The sequence below is a fragment of the Nostoc sp. FACHB-190 genome, from assembly GCF_014696905.1.
In the GTDB taxonomy this organism is placed as follows: Bacteria; Cyanobacteriota; Cyanobacteriia; order Cyanobacteriales; family Nostocaceae; genus Nostoc_B.
This window is the reverse complement of the sequence record NZ_JACJQW010000033.1, coordinates 66,588-87,236: the sequence shown is the minus strand read 5'-3', so window position 1 is coordinate 87,236 and position 20,649 is coordinate 66,588. Positions and strand designations below refer to the sequence as shown.

The 20,649-nt window shown below is 39.4% G+C and carries 20 protein-coding genes and 1 pseudogene; 12 read left to right on the top strand and 9 right to left on the bottom strand.

Translation table 11 applies throughout. The annotated features are described in order from the left end of the window. The 9 genes and pseudogenes from H6G28_RS27525 to H6G28_RS27485 all read right to left on the bottom strand — a co-directional run. A pseudogene (locus H6G28_RS27525) lies at nt 1–254 on the bottom strand (hypothetical protein); the annotation flags it as partial. Nucleotides 255–307: 53 nt separating this feature from the next. Beyond that, nucleotides 308–913, bottom strand: a complete 606-nt coding sequence (locus tag H6G28_RS27520) for a hypothetical protein (protein ID WP_190675710.1) — start codon at nt 911–913, stop codon at nt 308–310. Then, nucleotides 906–1,229: a hypothetical protein gene (locus tag H6G28_RS27515; protein WP_190675708.1), complete on the bottom strand. Its 324-nt coding sequence runs from the start codon at nt 1,227–1,229 to the stop codon at nt 906–908. Before H6G28_RS27515 ends, H6G28_RS27520 begins: the two co-directional genes overlap by 8 nt. A gap of 2 nt (nt 1,230–1,231) precedes the next feature. Beyond that, nucleotides 1,232–1,657 (bottom strand): hypothetical protein, encoded by a 426-nt coding sequence (locus tag H6G28_RS27510; protein ID WP_190675706.1) that lies wholly within the window; start codon nt 1,655–1,657, stop codon nt 1,232–1,234. Between the two features lie 64 nt (nt 1,658–1,721). Next, nucleotides 1,722–1,901: a hypothetical protein gene (locus H6G28_RS27505; protein WP_190675704.1), complete on the bottom strand. Its 180-nt coding sequence runs from the start codon at nt 1,899–1,901 to the stop codon at nt 1,722–1,724. A 7-nt stretch (nt 1,902–1,908) separates the two neighbouring features. Beyond that, nucleotides 1,909–2,175 (bottom strand): hypothetical protein, encoded by a 267-nt coding sequence (locus H6G28_RS27500; protein WP_190675702.1) that lies wholly within the window; start codon nt 2,173–2,175, stop codon nt 1,909–1,911. Further along, nucleotides 2,175–2,336: a hypothetical protein gene (locus tag H6G28_RS27495; protein WP_190675700.1), complete on the bottom strand. Its 162-nt coding sequence runs from the start codon at nt 2,334–2,336 to the stop codon at nt 2,175–2,177. The genes H6G28_RS27500 and H6G28_RS27495 overlap by 1 nt, the downstream gene beginning before the upstream one ends. Beyond that, nucleotides 2,333–2,743 carry a hypothetical protein gene (locus H6G28_RS27490; RefSeq protein ID WP_190675698.1) on the bottom strand — a complete coding sequence of 137 codons (411 nt, stop codon included), beginning with the start codon at nt 2,741–2,743 and terminating at the stop codon, nt 2,333–2,335. The genes H6G28_RS27495 and H6G28_RS27490 overlap by 4 nt, the downstream gene beginning before the upstream one ends. A gap of 1 nt (nt 2,744) precedes the next feature. Continuing rightward, nucleotides 2,745–3,677, bottom strand: a complete 933-nt coding sequence (locus H6G28_RS27485; RefSeq protein WP_190675696.1) for a ParM/StbA family protein — start codon at nt 3,675–3,677, stop codon at nt 2,745–2,747. Nucleotides 3,678–4,029: 352 nt separating this feature from the next. Here H6G28_RS27485 and H6G28_RS37030 point away from each other — a divergent pair, with 352 nt between their 5' ends. From H6G28_RS37030 to H6G28_RS27430, 12 genes are all read left to right on the top strand, one after another. Then, nucleotides 4,030–4,203: a RepB family protein gene (locus tag H6G28_RS37030; protein ID WP_242054662.1), complete on the top strand. Its 174-nt coding sequence runs from the start codon at nt 4,030–4,032 to the stop codon at nt 4,201–4,203. Between the two features lie 1,297 nt (nt 4,204–5,500). Next, nucleotides 5,501–7,657 (top strand): hypothetical protein, encoded by a 2,157-nt coding sequence (locus tag H6G28_RS27480; RefSeq protein WP_190675693.1) that lies wholly within the window; start codon nt 5,501–5,503, stop codon nt 7,655–7,657. Nucleotides 7,658–8,337: 680 nt separating this feature from the next. Beyond that, nucleotides 8,338–8,826, top strand: a complete 489-nt coding sequence (locus tag H6G28_RS27475) for a hypothetical protein (RefSeq protein ID WP_190675691.1) — start codon at nt 8,338–8,340, stop codon at nt 8,824–8,826. A 214-nt stretch (nt 8,827–9,040) separates the two neighbouring features. Further along, nucleotides 9,041–12,097, top strand: a complete 3,057-nt coding sequence (locus H6G28_RS27470; protein ID WP_190675689.1) for a helicase HerA domain-containing protein — start codon at nt 9,041–9,043, stop codon at nt 12,095–12,097. Next, nucleotides 12,094–12,651, top strand: coding sequence for a hypothetical protein (locus H6G28_RS27465; protein ID WP_190675687.1), 558 nt, complete (start codon nt 12,094–12,096; stop codon nt 12,649–12,651). The genes H6G28_RS27470 and H6G28_RS27465 overlap by 4 nt, the downstream gene beginning before the upstream one ends. After that, nucleotides 12,593–13,366: an AI-2E family transporter gene (locus H6G28_RS37025; protein ID WP_242054661.1), complete on the top strand. Its 774-nt coding sequence runs from the start codon at nt 12,593–12,595 to the stop codon at nt 13,364–13,366. Before H6G28_RS27465 ends, H6G28_RS37025 begins: the two co-directional genes overlap by 59 nt. Further along, on the top strand, nt 13,347–14,399 hold the full coding sequence (locus H6G28_RS27455) for a type IV secretion system protein (protein ID WP_190675684.1): 1,053 nt from the start codon (nt 13,347–13,349) through the stop codon (nt 14,397–14,399). Before H6G28_RS37025 ends, H6G28_RS27455 begins: the two co-directional genes overlap by 20 nt. Continuing rightward, on the top strand, nt 14,396–15,112 hold the full coding sequence (locus tag H6G28_RS27450; protein WP_190675681.1) for a hypothetical protein: 717 nt from the start codon (nt 14,396–14,398) through the stop codon (nt 15,110–15,112). The genes H6G28_RS27455 and H6G28_RS27450 overlap by 4 nt, the downstream gene beginning before the upstream one ends. A 4-nt stretch (nt 15,113–15,116) precedes the next feature. Beyond that, entirely contained in the window at nt 15,117–16,643 is a 1,527-nt protein-coding gene (locus tag H6G28_RS27445) for a TrbI/VirB10 family protein (RefSeq protein WP_190675679.1), read from the top strand. After that, nucleotides 16,640–17,611 (top strand): hypothetical protein, encoded by a 972-nt coding sequence (locus H6G28_RS27440; RefSeq protein ID WP_190675677.1) that lies wholly within the window; start codon nt 16,640–16,642, stop codon nt 17,609–17,611. Before H6G28_RS27445 ends, H6G28_RS27440 begins: the two co-directional genes overlap by 4 nt. Next, complete coding sequence (locus H6G28_RS27435; RefSeq protein WP_242054660.1) at nt 17,612–18,871, top strand: hypothetical protein; 1,260 nt, start codon at nt 17,612–17,614, stop codon at nt 18,869–18,871. Continuing rightward, nucleotides 18,871–20,643 (top strand): type IV secretory system conjugative DNA transfer family protein, encoded by a 1,773-nt coding sequence (locus tag H6G28_RS27430; RefSeq protein ID WP_190675675.1) that lies wholly within the window; start codon nt 18,871–18,873, stop codon nt 20,641–20,643. The genes H6G28_RS27435 and H6G28_RS27430 overlap by 1 nt, the downstream gene beginning before the upstream one ends. Nucleotides 20,644–20,649 lie beyond the last annotated feature (6 nt).

Sequence of the window (20,649 nt, the reverse complement as noted above, 5' to 3'; positions counted from 1 at the left end):
TGCAGTTTCATTTGCAAATAATGTCGTTTTGAGCAGAACCTTATTTGCAAATAATGTGGTTTCAAAATCGCCTTGTTTGCAGTTTTAGCCCTGGATGTTTGCAGTTCGCTACATATAGTGATAGAACTGTCAGTTTCGGCGATCGCCTGTTGTAAGAGTTGGGAGTCGTATTCATCTCCAGTGACGGAGGTGGAAGAATCGTCAACAATCTCAGCATCAAAATAAATTGGCGTTTTTTGATTTCTGGTTAGCATTGGCCAAACCTTGTAAGGAGTTATACCCAGGCTTGCTCCTGGGTATTTACTTGTTAGTCAATCAATCGTCTAAAAAAACCTTTCACAGAGCGCATGGCGTTAGAACCATGTCTGTGAATATCCTTGAGAGTTTCTTTGGCTCGATCTGCGGGTGACAGTCCTTGCTGTTTGTCCTTTACCTGCTGCCAAACCTGAGATTGTGCCTTAGAAGCGTCAATCTCAATAACTCTGAGCGTTGCACGGTGCGATTCACCAAGTAGGTTGAGCGTCCGTCCGTGCCGGAACTGTTCTTGGGCTAGTTGCTTGTCAGATGCAATAACTTTTTCCTGTAGGTTATAGCCCAAACGCGCATCGCTGACTCTGACTTTTGACCAACCATCAGCCATTTTGTTGATACTTGCACCTGCGGCGGTGAGAAACTGGGTTTCTTCTGCCATAACTGCCTCAGTTGCTTGTAACCCTTGATTTAAGTTGCCAAATACTGCTTTGGCATTTTGAGCGCGTTGAGTTTGTTTGATTCTGAAATCTGCCACCTCTGCGGCCGCTGTCTCGTTGCCGTCGAGTGCTTGGAATATAGTTTCTTGGCTGATGTTGGTTAAAGACTGTAAAGCAGCGTATGTGACGGGTGCATCCAGCTTGAGTTTTACTGTTTTACTCATGTTTGCTCCTCTGCCCAAATAAGCGAACAAGGCAGAAGGCAGGAGGCAGAAGGGAAAAATTAAGTTTCAGTATTGCCTTTTTGCCTTGCCCATCTGGGTTTAAGACCCTTACTAAATCTTCTCTACGAAAAGCTGCGCGAACAATTTGGTTGTCTTTAATTAGTGGGGGATTTAGACCTACCACTAATTGCTCCTTCTGCCCTCTGCCCTCTGCCCTCTGCCTTTCTTCAACCAACTCATCCAGACTGACAGCATTGATTTCTTCCACTAACTCATCAGGCAGAATTCGCAGCAGCCATATAATCAAAACCTTCATGGCTATTCACCCCAATAATTCATCTCACCCAATCTGGACTGGATGGATTCAGCCCGTTCAATCACATCCGGATCAATGCCCAATTCCTGCATGACCCCAAACGGGTAATCCTCACCCTCTGCCAATGCAAAAATGAGGTGGTCAGGGACTAATCCGCCTAAATTAGCTAAAAACTGCCCATGAGCCAGGGGATGCGGTGTTTCATCAATGGTTTGATAATCGTCATAAACTCCTGTTGAGTTCCAAGTCTGCTTCTGCAAATATGGCAGCACCTGTTGAATAATCTGCTGGTCTTCAGGAGTTCTGCCTAAATCTGGTTTGGATGGATCATCATTAGCCACAATGGAAGCGGCTGAGTGTGCTAATTCTTGGGGGCATCCATTGTTAATTAGCGCGTTCAAGGCTTCAAAGAAGATGTTATCGCTCATCTTGTAAAATCCTTTATATTGATACCTGGTGCTGTTGACAGGCGATTCGCATTACTGATTGGCGTTAGTGGGTGCGATCGCCTTTGATTTGACATTCAGATTGCAAGGTATTGAAAAACTGACGAACATCACCCAACGTGACATCACAATCAATTTGCCAAGCTTGGTATTGTGGGTGTTGATCAATTTGTGTAAGCAATTGTTGGGCTTGTAGTGCCAATTGAGATAGTGATTGCCGAGTCATATTCACCTCAAAATAAGGACAATTGCAGTGATTGTTGGTTAATGACAGAACTGTTTGTAGATAAACCTTCTACGGCATAACAACGAGTAGTCAAAGCTTTATGATTTAGCTTGAGGTCAGCCTTCTTTCGCTGTCCAGAAAGAGGCCGGAAGATAAACTGTGGAGCTTTGATTGTGCCTGTTTGGAAAAGGTATCGGTATAAAGTTCTATCGATTTGATAAACGTCTGCTTCAGTCAATAATGTTGAGTCATAGATGCGAAAGAGATTTTGCATTAGTTGTCACTCCCACCTTTTAAAGAACGAACAAGAGTATCACCGTAGTTCACCAACAGAATGGTAAATAGTTGTGAAAAGGTATGAATTCCTGTCTGATTAATAATCTCTTCAGCTTTGGGTACATACTTTTCATCCAAAACAACACGCTTCTGATTCATAGTTTGAGATTCCTAATTAATGTTTGACCTTTCAGTTTTTCGGTCGTTGGTTCTGGTGGAGATAGTTGTGGAGTTGGTGTGAGATTTTCTACCGGATTTTTTGAAGCTTGGGGCAGAACATTTATCGTATTGCCTGCTAAATATTCACTAATCAAGAGATTGGTGGCAGATGCAACGCTAATTCCTCTTTCGGTTGCATATTGGGACACCCAGGCTTGATGACGTTCATTCAGTCTGACTTTGGGGTTAATTGTCCCAGTTTGGGGCAAAGATGACAGTTTCAAATGCCATTGATGTCTGATTGCGTCCAGTAGCAGATTTACGGTGTCACTTAGCTTGGAATAGTTCAGTGAAAGGCGGACTCCCTCAACTTTACTGGCAACTTGATCTGCTAAACGTACTTGCATTTCACATAGCCAAGAGTGCTTGAATATTTGATAGTTGTGGATTGACAGGAATGTAAAAGCCTTGTTTAGCACTCAGCTTTTGACGGACTAAATTAGCGCACCCACCAATTAGCATGATGTTGGTTGTATCTGCAAGATAGTCATTGGCGGCTGTGGTTATGCTGTCTATCAGGTTGTTGAACCAGTTTTCTAGAAGTCCTGGAAAGACTGAGGAAAAATCATACTTACGCCCGTAGATGAGAGAACCATCTGCGATCGCGTCCATCATTTTGGCCACTTTAAAAGCAACGTTATCGCGCTTGGCGTAACTCTGCATTAAGTCACTATTGATAATGTCGTTAGCTAGAGAGACACCGCCCACCTTGGGAATTGAACGACGAGTGAGAACTTCCAAGGAAGGGGACATGATGACATAGTTGGTTGTACCACCACCAATGTCAATAGCGAGAGTGTCACCTTCCATGTCGAGCTTGCCAGTTTTATAAGCGTTGGCAACAGCCACGTCTGTCTCAAGATAAAACTCAACGTTTTTGATTCGGTGTCGGTAGTTTGTGCCGTTGACAGTGATTTGATGATCTGCGACTAAAGTTCTTTTGATAGTGTCTTCTTCCCATTGAGAATGTTCTGGGATAAGAAACCGGACAACTCCATCAAAATCTTGCCTTAGCCCTGCTAGAGTGAAAGGTTTGAAAAACTCTGGAAGCTGTTTACCCCTCTCTGCTGCTGTCTGTGAGTTTTTTTGCTTGGTGGCGCGGTCTCCAAGGACTAAAACTTTGTTATCCAGTTTGACAGACGGGGACTCGTCCGTATCGTAATCTCTGGCGCTGGTATAAGTTACGTCTTGGAAGACTGAGCGCATCACGCGAGGTTTTTCACCTTTGAGAGCGGTGATGCTACTGTAGTTACCGATATCTGCACAGTAAATATTGATCACTTGCAATCTCCTAATAAAGCTAGTAGCAGCCGTTTTTGGCTGTTGCTAACCTTCCTGGTAGCTATGTCGATTGTTGTGAAGTCTTGTCTCACTTGTACTAATTCGTCTGATAAACTCTCACTGACGCTTTCGAGTTGTGCTTACTTCAGAATTATTGACAACTTAGTAGTTTTAAAGTTCAGTTGTGGTCTGTTTGTTTTACATCCACTAAACGCAGTATAGCGTCTAATGGATGTAATGGATGTAATGGATTAATTGGATGTATTTATCTATGACTTAATAAAACATAAGATTGTGATATACCTAACAAACGTACAAAGATGGATATATTGGATATGTTGGAGGTAATAACTTGAATAAAAAGGGAAAAGAAAATGACACAGTGGAACTTAGAGTTTTTGTCCCTGGAGACTTAAGGAATCAATTCAAGGGTGTTTGTGCCACTCAGGGACTGACTATGAGCCAAGTAATCACTGAATTTATGAAGAATTATGTTGACCAGCAACACAAAAGTAAAGATAAATAACTTCCCCAGGTGTTAAGTTTTTGTCAAGCCAATTTAAATAAAATCGTTGAAGCTCTGAAAAAACACAGAATAGCAAATGATTAGTTCTAATGCGGCTGTAAATCAACTCTTAAAAGAGCGATTAACCGACAAAAAAAATTAAGTCATGTCTTAAAAAGACGTAGATACAAGAAATAGGTTGATTGCAGTATGGATAATACTTACTTAAAAATACTTAACATTTTAGTGGAGCTATTTAAAAAAGCGACTACTCCAGTCAAGAAGCGATCGCTTTTTGTATGTAGTAATTGTTTAAATTTCTGCTTGAGCGTTTGTCAGCCTACAAGACCAGACAGACAAATCTGTTTTTATACGGTCGAGCCGCTTTTCATGCTACTCTAGCGAGAGTAAGTCTGCACGTAGAACTGCATTAGTCTTTACAAAGGAGGTAGTAACGACCAAAACAGCATATTCAGATAGTCAGAATTAATGTGAGTCGTTGCAGAACAGTGTTGGTGCGATAAAGACTTGCCGGTCAAAACACCAAGTTGTTCCAGACTAACGAGGACTCACTACTCGTTCATTCAATCTATCCCTGTTGGCAATATTAGCACACAGGGCGGGATACTTCATGCTTTTTTTTGAACAAATCTTAAAAAAAGCATCTACCCCTACAATTTATCCCCACTCTGAATTAAAGCGGAGTATTGGTCAAAGCTATTGAGCCAAAAATAATTGAGGATGATTGGACGGCTAGATGCCTCGTAGATGAGGAGAAAGTCGTGAATATAGGTTTTTTAAGTCAAAAGCAGCGTTTTTATTTCTTGAAATGTCATATAAGGCTGATTTCTGCTGGCTTTACTCATAAAGCTAATTAAGCATTACTTAATTGTTTAATTAGCTTTGGTACGTAACTAACTAAAGAAATCGGTCAGCTGCCCACACGCCAGACATACGTTTAGCGGTTAGCAACTAACCGTCAAAAAATATTTAAAAGCAATATCAATTTAACAATGTCTGCGTCATAAAGGCAAAATTAGTGCAACTTAAATCAGGTGGCATCAACCCTCAAAAACTAACTATGAGAGCTTCAGACTAAGAATTTCAGCCTTTTCACCAAGAAAATTAATTTTTGAGTAAATGGAAAATTTTTGGTTTGTAGTCGTAGGTGACATTTGAATAAAGTACAGCTAATCAATGCTTGAAATAGGGATAGGAATTAGGGGATAGCAGAATAATCTTCACTACACCCAAAACTTAAATCCAAGAAAAATGTGGGTAGCTCCGATGAACCCAATCATCATCATCGGAGAAAGAAATGAGACAAGCGAATGTAAGAAAAACAGCACAACAGATACCCCAGCCATTAGACCCAATAGGGCAAAGGTTTCTATCACACTTCAATCACGGATGGGGATTCATCTTCGCCCCCACCCCAAAAGTTGGAGAACGCCCACATTGGCAGACAGAAAACCGCTATCCCCTACAGCCCAGAAACTTGTGGCAGCAGTACCTTGACCAAAGCGTATTACTAGGACTGCGCTTTGACAAACAAACCAGCTACCTGCTAATAGACATCGACCGCAAAAGCAAACTACACCCCGCCAACAACCTCTTAAAATACAAGCAACTACTAGGCTGCCTAGAAGAAATCGGCTTATGCCGACCAGTCCCCATACAATCAAGCGAAAGTGGCGGACTGCACATATATTATTTCTTAGAAGAAAAACAACCCTCATTTCTCCTAGCCAGCACCCTCAAGCAAACCCTAGAAGCAGCAGGATTCAAAATCAAAGGAGGAGAACTAGAAATATTCCCCAACTGCAAAGTATACAGTCAAGGCAGGCCCAGCAGCTTTAACGCCCACCGCCTACCCTTACAAGCAGGGTCATACATACTAGATGACATCTTAGAACCTTGGTCAGACGACGTAGAAGACCTAATGGATGCCGCCGACTGGTCAGCAGCAGGACAAGACTACTCAGCATTAACAGAAGCCATCGCCCTAGCCAAATTTCAAAAAGTCATCAGATTTCCCTACCGTCAGCGCAGCGCCATCGACCAATGGAGACATGACCTAGAAGAAAGAATCAGTGAAGGGTGGACAGGACACGGGCAGACCAACGACCTTCTCAAAGACATTGGCTGTTACGGCGTAGTCTTTCGCCAATTAAGCGGACAAGCCCTAGTAGACTACATCATCATCACAGCCTGCCAATCACCAGGATATACAGAATGGTGTCGCCACCAACACGAAATCGAGCAACGAGCCAGAGAATGGGCAAGATGCTGTGAAGGATTTTACACCCCCTACCCAGGCTCCCCCCAACGGGTAAACAGCTATAAAGAACAATTTGGCACAGTAGATAATAACAAAATCATCTCCCTACACCCCAACGAACAAAGGCAGCAACAGACAATAGAGCGAATTCGTTCCATTGTGCTACAGCTAAAAGCCACAGAACAATTACCCGAAAGAACAAGCGATCGCGCAATGGCAATCATAGCAGCATCAAAAGCCCAGTATGGCAAAGGAGTAAGCCAGACAACCCTGCATAAGCCGATTTACCTACCCCTATGGCATCCTGACCACCAAGAAAAAGCAGAAACAAAACAGCCTGTAAACGATTGCCCAGAGAGCGACACAGCGAATTTAACAGCAGAAAAATACCCCCAACAGCCAGACCCTTGGTTAGAAGACCCCAATCCTGAAACCCAGACTCTACAAGCAACACAGCTACAAACAGCCCTAGTTTACACACCCCCCCAATACATGAAGGTTTTGTACTTAAGTTCAGCAAAAGCGTTGCCACCAGCAACGCCAATAGCTGAACTTAATCAATTAGATAAATCATTGGTCATTTCTAATTCTTTGATCAGCTGTAATTCTTCAGATTGTTTAAAAGTCTTAAATGACTTGAATCATAAGCAAATCCAATGTTTAGTTCTGCCCAGCGTCGCCAAAAATGACAATAAGCAAGACTTATCAAACACGGAAAACCTGTCTTCCACTGATAGTACGAGTGTAGTACACAAAATTGAGACCAGTTTCCCGATAGCTAGGTCAGCCAAAAACATTACCCCACCTGATAGCTGTACCCTGAGAACTGAAACATCTGCACCAACTTTTACACAACTAGATACTGGCTCTGAAAATTCCCAGTCCATCACACAAATGGAAGCTTATAGCCAGCCTGAAGTAGAAGAAATTTTTACTCCAGAAGACTATCGTCAAAGCATTCGCTTGAAACTACAGGCAAGTACTCAAGCACGCCATTGGGTGAAAGTATACTGCATCACAGAAAACATATCCTTAAAGCCCCAGGAGCGAATAAAGCTGGAACAGCTGGCAATGCGCCTGTTGATGTTAGAGTCCCCGTCACTGATTTTACAGCAGGAAGCGCAGCAATGGCTGGCGGCTAACCCCAATGCTCTAGAGATGGCAGAACGATTAAAACAAAGAAAACATAACTGATTTCTGGTAAGGAAATCAAATTAGCAGTTGAGGCGAATTATATTCTTGTGTCAGTTAGACATTTTCCATGAACAAATATCTAACTACATCATCTTGTACTTGTAATTCAAACAATTAATAAAAATTAAATCAAAATAATTTGCCCCATTTAGAAAAATGAGAGTAAAAATGTGCAGCGAAAGTGCAACGAACTCATCAATAAGTGTATAATTATCACCAAATGGATGTTTAATTATCTTTTTGTTTTAAAACAATATAATTTAGCCCCAAACAGGGGCATCATTATCACAAAATGAGTCTTTTAGCTGCAATAACTGGCTAAAAAATTTCAAAAAGTAATATTTGATTTTGGGTAAGACAAAGTAATAAAAGTAGATAAATATATTTATAATTAAATTTATTCTAAGATAGAAAAATAAAAATACTTCTAACACCATAAATAAATTATTTTGTCAACTAATCACAGTAGTAAACTTTTAGTACAGCAGCAATTTAATAGTAAAAAAATATAGAGAAATGTCAATTATCTTTGCTAAAGTAGTTTGACTAAAAGTACTTGTACTAAAGTTTTTTATTGTCCCTGAATAAATTAAATAGGCTTGTTAGTAAAGAAGATGTATTTCTAGTAATTGGAATCGAGAGAGTAAGGGACAGTTAAGCAACTTTACTAGTCTTTACTTATGCAAGGTAAAAAACTTTTTTTGACTTCAATTAATGCCAAAACACCTATATTGGCATCTGCTAAGAGAGGGAATATAAGATTAAGAAATCAAGCTGAAAAAACCTTAATTGCAATGTTTTTTAAAGTTCGCTGGCAACTTGTTTCAGTTGCTACCACGCTATTAATTGCTTTACAAGCAAGGGTAGCAAGAGCAGATTCAATATTCTCTAATGCTCAAAAAGCAATGGAATGTGTAATTACTAGTGCCTCATCTGGTAGCACTGTTAATAATGCAGTCTTGACAAATCTGCCATTGATTTTATTTACTTCCCTGACTATTGTCCTATTCGGATATTTCTGTTTTTCTATCTATCAAGGTGTGGCCGCGTATGGTCGTGGGGAAGAAGTGAGTAATGTTATTCAGCAACCAATATTCACATTTATTTCAGTGATATTGATTGTAGTATTTCAATCACTACTTTTCGGTAATAATGCAACTTGTAATTAATTGAAAAATCAAGTCAAAATTCCGAATAAATGTATATAGTCGCTAATCGTCAAGACAAAATTAGCTCACGCTGAATTTTACCTCGAAATTCTTGAAGTAGAATTCAAATTATTGCTGATCAAAAGCTACTAAATTTTATATTTGGTAGGGAGTATTATTTTCGTTGGCAAGTTAGTCACCCCTTTCTGTCTCCTGAATTCTTGATTAATGCTCTATGAAAGAAGAGATTAAAAAAGTTAACCAGAGTTTAGGTGAAAGTCCAAAATTTGGCCCCTTTACAGGCAGACAGTTTGTTATATTTGCTGGTGGATTTTCTCTAATTTTTGGACTGTTATACCTAATTTTAGGCTTAGATATCTTCTGGAGCTTAGGCTTTGCATTTTGGGCAAGTTTATCAGTTGCATTCTTATCAGGAGACAAACCATACTTATACTGGTCAAAGATTTACCCAATTGTGCCGAAATGGACGCGAGGATATGCTACATATACGTCTCCACAACACAAGAAAAAAGTTGGAACTAGAAGAGTTAAACTGACTCGCTCATCCAAACCTAAAACCCTCAATCCTTTTGAAGATTGGCTGGATTTAACTACTATAGTCAGACTCAAGAAAGATTCATATTTAATAGGAGCTTATCTACTTAGTAAAAAAAATCTGACTGAAAATAGTAACACGCTGCAATTAATTTTTGGTTATGACTGCACTGGGATTCATCCCTTGTTCAACTCAGAACAGGAAATATCAGCCATTGCTCAAGCCTTTGAAAATGGTTGTAAAGAAATTCCTCAAGGTGAAAAAGTCACTTTTAGATGGAGTTCTTTTTGCGACCATAGTGACAGTGAAGAATATTTAATGCAGCGTCTGAATAACTCAGCTTCTTTAGAGTGTGAATTTTTAGATTGGGGGAGACTAGCCCGGACTCAAAAACTAATCCATGAGAGAGCGCGTAAAAATATCAAGCTGAATATCTTTTGGTCATTCACAGTTACTTATGAGGCATTAGAAACCTCAGATCCAGTAGATAAGTTTTTACTGAAACTTACCAACTTTATCCAAAGACGATTTACAGATTCAGGAGTTAACCAAATTACCAAAAAGCGATTTACACAGATTTTAACCAAAGGAATTGAAGCTTCATTAAGATATCAGCAGATTCTAGCCCAAATGGGGTTAAATCCTCAGCCTAAATCAGATAAAGATTTATGGACAGACCTTTGTAAAAATATCGGAGCTAAAGAGGTGATTATTCCGCATACCTTGGTATTTGATGAACAAGGTTTGAGAGAAGAAATTGATGAGAAAGCTTTATTTGATAAACCAATTGAAATCATCAATCAACCTCATCTAAGCTCAATTATTTTAAACAACGGTGTACCATTTGCAGATAAGCGATGGATTGGTTTACCGAAAGGAGAAGATAATAAGTATGTTGGAGTAATTGTACTCACACGCAAACCAGAAATTTTTGCTTCTACTAAACATCAAATTCGCTTTCTTTGGGATTTATTTTCACGGAACAATATTTTTGATGTGGAGGTAATCACAGAATTTTCACCAGCTGACAGAGGCATTACTCGTGCTGCTCAACAGATGATTACAAAACGCTCCAGAGCGTTAGATATAAATGTGCAACAGAAAAAATCAATTGATGTTTCTGCTCAAATCAATGTTGAACGTTCAGTAGAAGCACAACGACAACTTTACACAGGAGACATCCCGCTAAATTTGAGCTTGGTAGTTCTAGTTTATCGAGATACACCAGAGGAAATTGATGATGCTTGTCGATTAATTTCTGGTTACGTTTCACAACCTACAGAGCTTACCCGTGAATATGAATATGCTTGGTTAGTTTGGCTGCAAACTTTGCTTGTTAGACAAGAACCAATTCTGATGCGTCCGTATAATCGGCGCTTAACCTTCTTTACTAGTGAAGTTTTAGGACTAACTAATATAGTTCAGAATAACTCCGCAGATGATCAGGGTTTTGAATTAATCGCCGATGAGAGTGATTCACCAATCAAAATTGACCTATCAAAAACCAAAAACCTTCTAATTTTAGGTACAACTGGTTCAGGTAAATCAGTACTAGTAGCTTCCATCATTGCCGAGTGTCAAGCTCAAAATATGAGCGTTCTGATGATTGACTTGCCCAATGATGATGGTACAGGTACATTTGGGGATTACACACCCTATCACAATGGCTTTTACTTTGATATTTCCAAAGAGTCTAACAATTTAGTCCAGACATTGGACTTATCAAAAATTCCTCCAGAGCAACGAGAAGAACGAGCTAAAGCCCATAGAAACGATGTGAACTTGATTGTTCTTCAGTTAGTTTTGGGGTCGCAATCCTTTGATGGATTTTTATCCCAAACAATTGAATCTTTAATTCCACTAGGAACAAAAGCCTTTTACGATGACCCTGACATCCAAAAACGCTTTGCTGAAGCAAAGAAAGCAGGATTGGGTTCAATTGCTTGGGATAATACCCCGACCTTGGCAGATATGGAGCATTTTTTTACCAAAGAACATATCAGCCTGGGTTATGAAGATGAAACAGTTGAGCGATCGCTGAACTACATTCGGCTACGCTTTCAGTATTGGAAAAATAGCAGTATTGGAAGTGCAATCTGTCGTCCGTCTACTTTTGATACTGATGCCAAGCTAATCACCTTTGCTTTGACCAATTTGCAGTCAAGTAAAGATGCTGAGGTGTTTGGGATGTCTGCATACATCGCTGCATCCCGCCAATCCCTATCAGCACCAAATAGTGTGTTCTTCATGGATGAATCGAGTGTTTTGTTGCGGTTCCCTGCCCTATCACGTTTGGTAGGCCGCAAATGTGCCACTGCCCGAAAATCAGGCTGTCGAGTCATATTGGCAGGTCAAGACATTCTTTCGATCGCTAATTCCGAAGCTGGGGAGCAAATCTTGCAGAATATGCCCTGTCGGTTGATTGGGCGAATCGTGCCTGGGGCTGCAAAGAGCTTTTGTGAGCATTTAGGAATACCCAAGCCAATTATTGATTCAAATGAAAGCTTCCGCCCCAACATTAAACAGCTATATACGCTGTGGTTGCTTGATTACAACAACAAATACATTCGCTGTCGTTACTACCCTGCTTACCCAATTTTGGCATTAGTTGCCAATAGTCGAGAAGAACAAGCAGCCCGTGATCGATTTAAAGCAATGTATCCAAATAAGTTCAAATGGGTTTCTGAGTTTTCTAAATATTATGTGGATTGCATTAAGCAAGGAAAGCCTTTATGAAAAAGCTAGAAATTGCTACTGGATTTGCACAATATAAAGTTTTGCTGGCTATTTTAGGAGTTGTTACCTCATTAGCATCATTTACATTTTGGAAATGGCAGAAAGAGCAACATGAAAAGTATATTGTGGAGAAAGAAGAAATGTGCCAGCAGCGTTTAGACTTTGCTGAACAATATGTAAAGGGAGATAGATTTTTAAAAGCCGCATACTATGCAAGTAAAACCCAGAAGCCACTAACATTTCAACTAGAAAAGCCTGGGATTACAACTAATTTTCAAGCTGATAAAGAATATATATTGTTGTACGATAAACCAGGAGCTTTAATACCTAAGAGTCCCAGATATGAAGGTAGTTTATTTACAAGATTATCTAGGCAAACTGATAAATATCCTCCAGAACCATTACTAGTTACTGGTAAAAAAATATTGGGTCAAAAAGCAGAAGTTAAATCTGCCTGTTCTCCTAATTCTTTTACTGTTCCATTGGATAATTTATATGAAACTACACAGCCAATTGATATTACTCCCTATCTACCGCCGTTTAGCAATTTTTAGCACTTTAGTTTTCACATTTATTTTATTCTCGGCCTTACCAGCAACAGCTAAGTCTTCCTTTCTAGAGCAATTTCAACAAGTTATTACCAGTTTGCAGCAATACATTAAGCTGTATGGTCAAGAATTTGGTCAAGAAAAAGATTCAAATAAAGATAAAGAAGATGTAGATGATCCTATCAATTCGACAAAGGGAGATTTAGGCATACCTGATCCATTAAAAGCAGGTAGGAATATTAAGGTGATTATTCAAAACCAAGATACTGATTTAGTTGAAACTGATTCTCAAACTCAAGGGGATGATGCTCAAAGAAGATTACATCAAGCTTATACTTATGGACTTTCACAATCAGTTCTAGGTAGAGAAGGTCAAAAAACTCAATTTCAAGAAGGTGAAATGAGTAATGAAGCCCTGGAATCTTCCTCTGATAAAGCTGATAAAGTGCAAACTGATGTCATTACTCAAGATATTTTAAAAAAGATGGCAGTGCAAAATTTGCAGACAACAATTATCACTAAATCACTTCATAGTGAATCACAAAAACAAACAAGAGCATTATCAGCCGCAAATATAAATTTAAGTGATATTTCAAGTAGGCTAGATGAACAAGCAAGACAAGAACAAGCTAATAATAATTCTAGTGCTAAACAAATTTTAGGTGCAGCAGCATTCGCTGATAGTTTTTGGGAAAAGAGTAATGCTAATTCATCCAATTAACTTTTTATATTTACTAGAAGCGACTGGAGATACAAACGCTGATGATATAGTCGATGGCGCTATTAATGGCTCTCGTCTGGTTGTATCCTCATTTAATCAAGACTGGCAGGATTTAGTTAATAATCAAAGTGAAATTTATAAAGCAGTAGTTGCTATATCTGCTTTATGTGGTGTCGTTTTTGTATCTTTCTGGTCGATAAATTGGTATTCACGATTAACTCAGGAAGGGTTTAGCAATGAAGTTTTAAATGAGATGGTATATCCATTATTAGTCTGTTTGATGCTGACAGTGAATAATGGCCAACTACTTGCTGCTACCTCTCTCATGTTTCGTAATACAGCCATCAATCTGAACGATAAATTATTAAGTATTACGCGAGATGGTATTACTTTAAGAGATGCTATTCGTACCACAAATATGGATCAGGCTTTTACTATTTCAGTACAAACACAACTGCAAGAGTGTGAGCAGAAACCTAAAACTGGTAAAGATGACCAAGGAAATCCAATAAATCCGCGAGAGAAATGTAAAGAAGAAAAAATAAATCAAGCCGAACAAAAAGCTCAAGAATACAAAAATAAATACGGATTATCTTCTTATTCAAATAGCTGGAATCCTTTAGATATAGCAGGTCAAACTATTAACTCAATGGTGCAAGCCCTATCATGGATTATATTTAGTGGTTTACAAGCAGCCTTCCAATACGTTGTGCAAGTAGCATTTTTATTAAATGCCTACGTTGCTCCTATATTCTTAGTACTTTCACTATTTCCGTTTGGAGGTAAGCCAATTTATGCCTGGGTATCAGGATGGTTAGCCCTAACTTTAGTACTAATGTCGCACTCAATAGTTTGTGGAATTGCTGCTAGTGCAATAGTGAATGCTAGTAATAACAATCCTTTATTCTTGCAGCTAGTAGAAGCAATTTTATCTCCAATTTTGGCAGTGGCAATGGGTGCTGGTGCAGGAATGGCCGCTTTTTCTTGTTTTTCAAGTAGTGCTAGGTTAATCTCTGGGAGGATATTCAGATGAGATTACTAGATAAAAAAGAAATAAACTTCTCACCATTGTTATCAATGGGACAATTTATAATTTTAATATTTATATTTTTAATAACCTTAGTTAATTCCAGCCAAATCAGCCAAATATCTAATAAAAAACCAACCTTAGTTGAACTACAAGATGGCACTTCTATTAGAGCAGTTACTTTCGGAGAAAAAGACCGAACCGACCAAGCGATTATGGATTTCGCTGGGCGTACCATGATGAATCTGATGAGTTGGAATGCAATTCCAAAATCATCAGATGAAACTCTGAATCCCAGAGAATTAAAACTAGATCCAGGAATACAAGTAGCTGATAAAAAGTTAACAACAAATACTTGGAGTGCGGGATTTTCATTGTCAGAAGATTTTAGAGCAAGTTTCTTAAGAGAAATCGCAGCTTTAACCCCATCTAATGTATTCACTGGTGATACTCAATCAGCTTTACTAGTACGTTATCTATCCAACCCTCAAAAAATAGAACCAGGAAAATGGCAATTAGATATGGTTGCTAATTTAGTAGTTTTCAAAGGTAAAGACCAATTAGGTAATGCAATTTCTTTTAATAAAACCATATTTATCAGAGCAATAAATACACCACCTTTACCTAATAATCCCTCCGTACAGCAGATAGCAGCTTACAACGCTCGAAAAGCCGGAATGGAGATTTATCGTATCCAAGATTTAGATTTGGGAAGGTAGCTTTATGGCAAATCAAGTTACAGAAAATTCTCAAGTTACTACCGAAACTAACAATTATCGGCAAGAATTTGCTCAGATGAATGGAGCAGAAGTAAAAAATGATTCAACAAGATTATCCACATCATCAACAGACGATTCCCAAAAACCAGAGCCAGAAGAAATTGTAACTACTCGTCCCGTAGCTGCACACCCTTTATTGAAAGGGTTGACAATTTCTGGTGGAGTTTTGTTGTTGGTGATGAGTTTTGGGGCAATGGTTGGCACAATTACAGATGCTTTCAACTCTTCTACTAATAATCAAACTCAAGAAAATACTAAAAAAATTCAGCCTGATGATAGTAAAACTGCAAAAGATGAAGATGCAGATATGAAGACTGTGATGGCTCTCACTAGTCAAAAAGGTGAGTTACAAGCCATTGGCAAAAACAATGGCGAACCAGTGTCAGTTTTACCTACTCCCACAATTATTTCAAAACCTATTGTCAAGACACAACCAGCACCAACGCGCCCAACCATAACATATCAAGCGCCACCACCACCGCCTACTCCGGTTATTAGGACTCATCGAAACTACCGAGTGGCAGACAATCCTTCTCCAATTAGGCAGCCTGCGCCTGTGCCTAAATCATCCCCTAAACCTTTACCTGTAAATACAACTGCCAGAAATTTACCCCCACTACCTTCAGTTAGAACTGCCCCCAAAGACCCAATGCAGGAATGGTTAGCAGTAGCCAATGTGGGCAATTACTCTTCTGGTGATTCTGGCAATGAACAGTTAAACAATGAAGAACTGAATTTAGCAAATGCAAAAGTAGAGGGAGGTACAGGCATCAGACCAGCAAGTGCTGTTAGTCAAAATCAAGATTTACCCCAATCCTTACCAACTAATTCCGATGGTAAGCAGGTTTTGGTAGGGACTCGTGCTGCTGGTGTCATGGAAACTCCCATTGCTTGGATGGGTAGCAGTGTTAATGATCAGCAAAGACAAAACTGTTTAATTAGGCTATCGCAACCTTTAAAAAGTTTTGATGGTTCCGAAGTTTTACCCAAAGGGTCTTATGTCGTCGCTGTTCTCAATCCAACTAATTCAGAAATAGCGCAGATGACGGCAGTTTCTGCACTAGTCAATATTGATGGTAAAACTCAAGAAAAACAACTACCACCAAATTCAGTTTTGATATTAGGTAAAAGTGGCAATCTACTAAAAGCTGAATCTCGTAAAGGTGGAAGTAATTTAGGTAATTCGCTTATGGCATCACTGCTGTCTGGCTTATCGAAAGCAGCCGAAATTCAAAATCGAGCTAACAACGAAACTTCTATTAGCTCAAATGGGGTAACTACGACCAGTACAAGCAATGGTGACAAGAATTTAATAGCAGGTTTTACAGAAGGCAGCCTTAACGAGATTCTAGGAAGAATGAAAACTTCTAATGAACAGCAATTACAAAGCTTAGAAAGACAGCAACAAGTGTTTGTAATTGAAGCAGGCAAGCAAGTACAAGTTTTTGTAAATCAATCGATATTGATATGAAAAATTTAGTTTTTTTACTGGCCACAGCATTAGCACTAAATGCTGGGCAATTACTAGCATTACCAGCCGCGAGAAATGTTTATTCCCAAGATGCTCAAGGCAATAACTCGACAGGACTTGATTTAAAAATTTGGCAAGGCTATGGCCTGACAATTAACTTTATGTCTACTGGTGAGATTATCAAGCAAGTTTGGCTGGGAGATCCAACTCATTTTTCTCTAACTTCCAATGGTAAGTTATGCCAACAGGGGACATCAAATGATGAAAACTGTGGAACTGGAGGAGCAACAGTTTTATTTTTAAGACAAATTAAACCGATTAACTTTCCACATTTGACTTCTAGTGATGATGGCAGTACTCAAATTACTATTCTCACGAGTAGTGCTGATGGCCAAAAACAATATCAATTTAAGTTAATTCCAGCTAAAGGACAGCCATCTTATACAAGTTTAATTATTCAGCCTGACTCTCAAAGACCGTCACCTGTTTTAAGGCAACCAACATTAACTACCGCCAGAACAAGACCTCAATTAGTAACAAGACAGCCAGCTACTCAACAATTGACAGACCCTGTAACAAAAAAACCAGCAATAACCAAGCCAGTTTCTCAACGAAGAACAGTAGCGACAAGGCAAGAGAATACGAGAAGCCGCCAGGAAGAAAAGTTATTGACCGATAACTCCCTGCCGCCAAGAACTGTAAACGTTGCAAATAATTCAACTACTACCGTAGCCTTGTCCAAGCCTGTAACTGGTGGCAATTCAATTCCCAGAAACGATGCCAATGCTTTGGCTTATGGATTAGCAACAGCTGTTTCTAATCGAGAGATTAAGCCTTATTCAACTACTTGGAAAAAGTTTCAAGATGCTATTCGGCTACTACGACGAGGTAAAAGTCAAAATGAGGCAATTTCTTTATCTGGTGTCCCACCTGCATTATTTGAACAGTTAATAAACAGGGGTAGATAAATGCTGAAGCTGAAAAAATTATTGTTAGTAGCTTCAACAGCTTTAATAGCCGCTATATCAATTAAAACACAAGCTCAAACGCCAACCGAGACTCGTACTTTAGCCCAGTATGAAGTTAAAATACCCGACTGGTCAAAGATAACTTGGGATAACTTAGCACCAGTTCAACAGCCTGGATATCTTAATATTTCATCAGATTTAATTGACAGATTTGGTTATAATCCTTCCCGTTCTTGGTCGGCTGGACAAAAAATAGATTCGATAGTCATGTTGGGAGATGTAGAAGATGCTTTTAAAATGGGTTCTTTCAGCTTAAAACGTATATCAACAATAGTAGCAATTGATTCTGCACTGACACTTAAAGATTTGGGATTGCTCCAGTGGCAAACTCCCAAAAGCTTAGTTAAAGCAATTCCTGCATTAGGTAATCTTGATATTAGTCAAGTTCCACCTATTTACGATTTATTTGCTCAAGTTGCTAACAGTAATAAAACTCCTAAATCATTATTTGCAGGTGCAACAAAATCAAATATAACTGATAAAAATCATTTTGAAATTGCTGCAAGCGGTACAATCGCCCAAGTCTTACGATCCAATCCAAGATTAGCTAATACCCCACTAGGTAAACTTGACCTGAGCCGATATCCTATCAACTCCGTGCCTGGACTGACTCAAACACAATTAGCAAGATTTTCAGGCTGGCAGCAGAGTTTTATTAATCAGGTTCCAGGGCTAAATAAAGTGCCATTTGATAAAATGCCTCAGCCTATTAATACAGAGTTTAGTGTAATCGGGATTGCATCGTTAGTATTAGGAACACCGGAAAACGGAGATAAAACAGTTGGCTCAAACTACTTTATATCTGGCAGTATCAACCGTAGTAATGTAACTATTCCTGTAGCTTGCGAAGCCAATCATGAATGTGCGTACATGGAGTTAGGCGATTTAGCAGGTCAACAAGGGGAACTCTACGGTAAACGTTGGGCTTCTGGTTCTTCTCAAAAGGTCAAAGGCGGATTTGGACTACTAGGTAAGGTGAACGATGGTAAAGAACCTACAGGCAGACTAGTTTACGGTTCTGCTTTTAAGGTGGTGTTAACAAAAGTCAATGAATCAAAAGGTACAGCAGATTTCGGTTTATTTTTGAGGATCTGCGCGAATATTCCTTTTGTAGGTAAAACCTGTACCCCTTACTTCATCGGCCCCATACCCTGGATACCTGTGAAGGAAAATGAGCTAGTAATTGTGGGGACACAGTAATGGTTACTGTCAAAACCCAGACACAACAAGATATTAGCAGCCAGATTATTCCCAGCAATTTAAAAACTGCTTTCTATTCCCCGATGGGTTTAGCACTGCTTGTATCTATTGGCGCTTTAGTATTAGCTAAATCTTTAGAAGGCAGAGGTGGATCTAGTAAACTAGCACGGGCAAGGTGGGCAGGTACTAGAGAAAAAACCGCAGCCCGTAAATTGGCTTGCCAGCAGATTACTAAACGCAGACATAACAGAGTAGCTTTGTACATTGGTACACCCGAAGGTATTAATTTTCAAGTTGTTGGCAACAAACGCATTACCAATATTCCAGAAGATAAAAGCCGGCTCTACCTACCAGATGTTCAACGTGGTGTTTTTGTATGTGGCGGAGGAGGTTCAGGTAAAACCTTTTCTATAATTAACCCCCTGCTACGCTCTGCCATTGACCAGGGACTGCCAACGATCGTCTACGATTTCAAATATGCTCATCAGGAGTCAGCAACAGCAGAAGCCAAAGGGCAAGCACCTAAGCTGGCCGGGTATGCAATAGAGCGTGGTTATGAAGTAACAATCCTGTCCCCTGGTTTTCCTGAGTCATGTGTAGCCAATCCTCTGGATTTTCTTCGCAGTCCGACTGATGCGGAAATGGCTCGTCAGTTAGCGATCGTCCTTAACCGTAATTTTAAGTTAACAAGTGGGGACTCCTCTGATAGTGGGTTTTTTGCTAACGCCGGCGACCAGTTGGCACAAGCTATTTTTATGCTGGCACGGGGTACTTGTTTTCCTGACATCATGATGTGCCACCAAATTCTCAGTTTACCCAGGCTGATTGAACGCATCCAACAAGCAGACTTAAATCCTTGGGTGAAAGTGGCTTTTGACCAATTCTTATCTGTAGCTGGTAGCCCTGAAACCGCCTCCAGCATTATTGGTACAACCAGTGGGTTGTTTACTCGTTTTATGACTCCATCAACCTTATCTGCGTTTTGTGGAACAACCAATATTCCTTTGGACTTGAAGGGACGAAAGATGGTCATCTTTGGTATGGACAAAGAAAAACGAGATGTCATAGCCCCACTTTTAGTTTCAATTTTGCATCTTTTAGTTTGTCGAAATGTTGCTAAAAAAAGAACTGACCCGCTTGTTTTAGCATTAGATGAATTACCAACATTGTACCTTCCGGCTCTAGTAGATTGGCTGAATCAAAACCGCGAAGATGGTTTAGTTTCTATCTTGGGTTTGCAAAATATTTCGCAGCTTGAAAAAGCATATTCAGCAGAAATTACTAACGCTATTTTTGGCGGTTGTGCCACCAAAATATTCTTTAATCCTCAAGATGATGTCGCTGCTAAAAGATTTAGTGATTTTTTAGGAAATGAACAAATTCGCCATAAAGAACGTTCCCGGACTTCTGGAGGAAAAGGAGGAGCAAGTACATCTTTATCTGAACAGAACAGTACTAGAAACTTATTTGAAATTAATCAGTTTAACTCGTTATCAGAAGGTAGGGCAATAATTATTAGCCCTGGCTTCAGGAGAGGTAGAGAAGTTGGGATACCGCTTTTAGAACAAACCTCTATCCCTCAAGCTGATAAAGATGCTGAAGTGGCTAGTGTGGAAAGGTGGTACAAACTACAGCAACAATTTATTGCTAAATCAACTTTGAGAGAACCGTCTGGTGAGGAGTTAGAAATTAGAAGATTAGAGGCAGAAAAATTACTGCCTTTAGTAGAAGAAAAGGCGGAAGCAGAAAGTATTTTACAAAATGAAGTTTAGGAGTCA

Excerpts from the sequence above, each read along its gene's own strand:
- H6G28_RS27520 (WP_190675710.1), bottom strand. The coding sequence starts at position 913 with ATGAGTAAAACAGTAAAACTCAAGCTGGATGCACCCGTCACATACGCT.
- H6G28_RS27515 (WP_190675708.1), bottom strand. The coding sequence starts at position 1,229 with ATGAAGGTTTTGATTATATGGCTGCTGCGAATTCTGCCTGATGAGTTA.
- H6G28_RS27510 (WP_190675706.1), bottom strand. The coding sequence starts at position 1,657 with ATGAGCGATAACATCTTCTTTGAAGCCTTGAACGCGCTAATTAACAAT.
- H6G28_RS27505 (WP_190675704.1), bottom strand. The coding sequence starts at position 1,901 with ATGACTCGGCAATCACTATCTCAATTGGCACTACAAGCCCAACAATTG.
- H6G28_RS27500 (WP_190675702.1), bottom strand. The coding sequence starts at position 2,175 with ATGCAAAATCTCTTTCGCATCTATGACTCAACATTATTGACTGAAGCA.
- H6G28_RS27495 (WP_190675700.1), bottom strand. The coding sequence starts at position 2,336 with ATGAATCAGAAGCGTGTTGTTTTGGATGAAAAGTATGTACCCAAAGCT.
- H6G28_RS27490 (WP_190675698.1), bottom strand. The coding sequence starts at position 2,743 with ATGCAAGTACGTTTAGCAGATCAAGTTGCCAGTAAAGTTGAGGGAGTC.
- H6G28_RS27480 (WP_190675693.1), top strand. The coding sequence starts at position 5,501 with ATGAGACAAGCGAATGTAAGAAAAACAGCACAACAGATACCCCAGCCA.
- H6G28_RS27475 (WP_190675691.1), top strand. The coding sequence starts at position 8,338 with ATGCAAGGTAAAAAACTTTTTTTGACTTCAATTAATGCCAAAACACCT.
- H6G28_RS27470 (WP_190675689.1), top strand. The coding sequence starts at position 9,041 with ATGAAAGAAGAGATTAAAAAAGTTAACCAGAGTTTAGGTGAAAGTCCA.
- H6G28_RS27465 (WP_190675687.1), top strand. The coding sequence starts at position 12,094 with ATGAAAAAGCTAGAAATTGCTACTGGATTTGCACAATATAAAGTTTTG.
- H6G28_RS37025 (WP_242054661.1), top strand. The coding sequence starts at position 12,593 with ATGAAACTACACAGCCAATTGATATTACTCCCTATCTACCGCCGTTTA.
- H6G28_RS27455 (WP_190675684.1), top strand. The coding sequence starts at position 13,347 with ATGCTAATTCATCCAATTAACTTTTTATATTTACTAGAAGCGACTGGA.
- H6G28_RS27450 (WP_190675681.1), top strand. The coding sequence starts at position 14,396 with ATGAGATTACTAGATAAAAAAGAAATAAACTTCTCACCATTGTTATCA.
- H6G28_RS27445 (WP_190675679.1), top strand. The coding sequence starts at position 15,117 with ATGGCAAATCAAGTTACAGAAAATTCTCAAGTTACTACCGAAACTAAC.
- H6G28_RS27440 (WP_190675677.1), top strand. The coding sequence starts at position 16,640 with ATGAAAAATTTAGTTTTTTTACTGGCCACAGCATTAGCACTAAATGCT.
- H6G28_RS27435 (WP_242054660.1), top strand. The coding sequence starts at position 17,612 with ATGCTGAAGCTGAAAAAATTATTGTTAGTAGCTTCAACAGCTTTAATA.
- H6G28_RS27430 (WP_190675675.1), top strand. The coding sequence starts at position 18,871 with ATGGTTACTGTCAAAACCCAGACACAACAAGATATTAGCAGCCAGATT.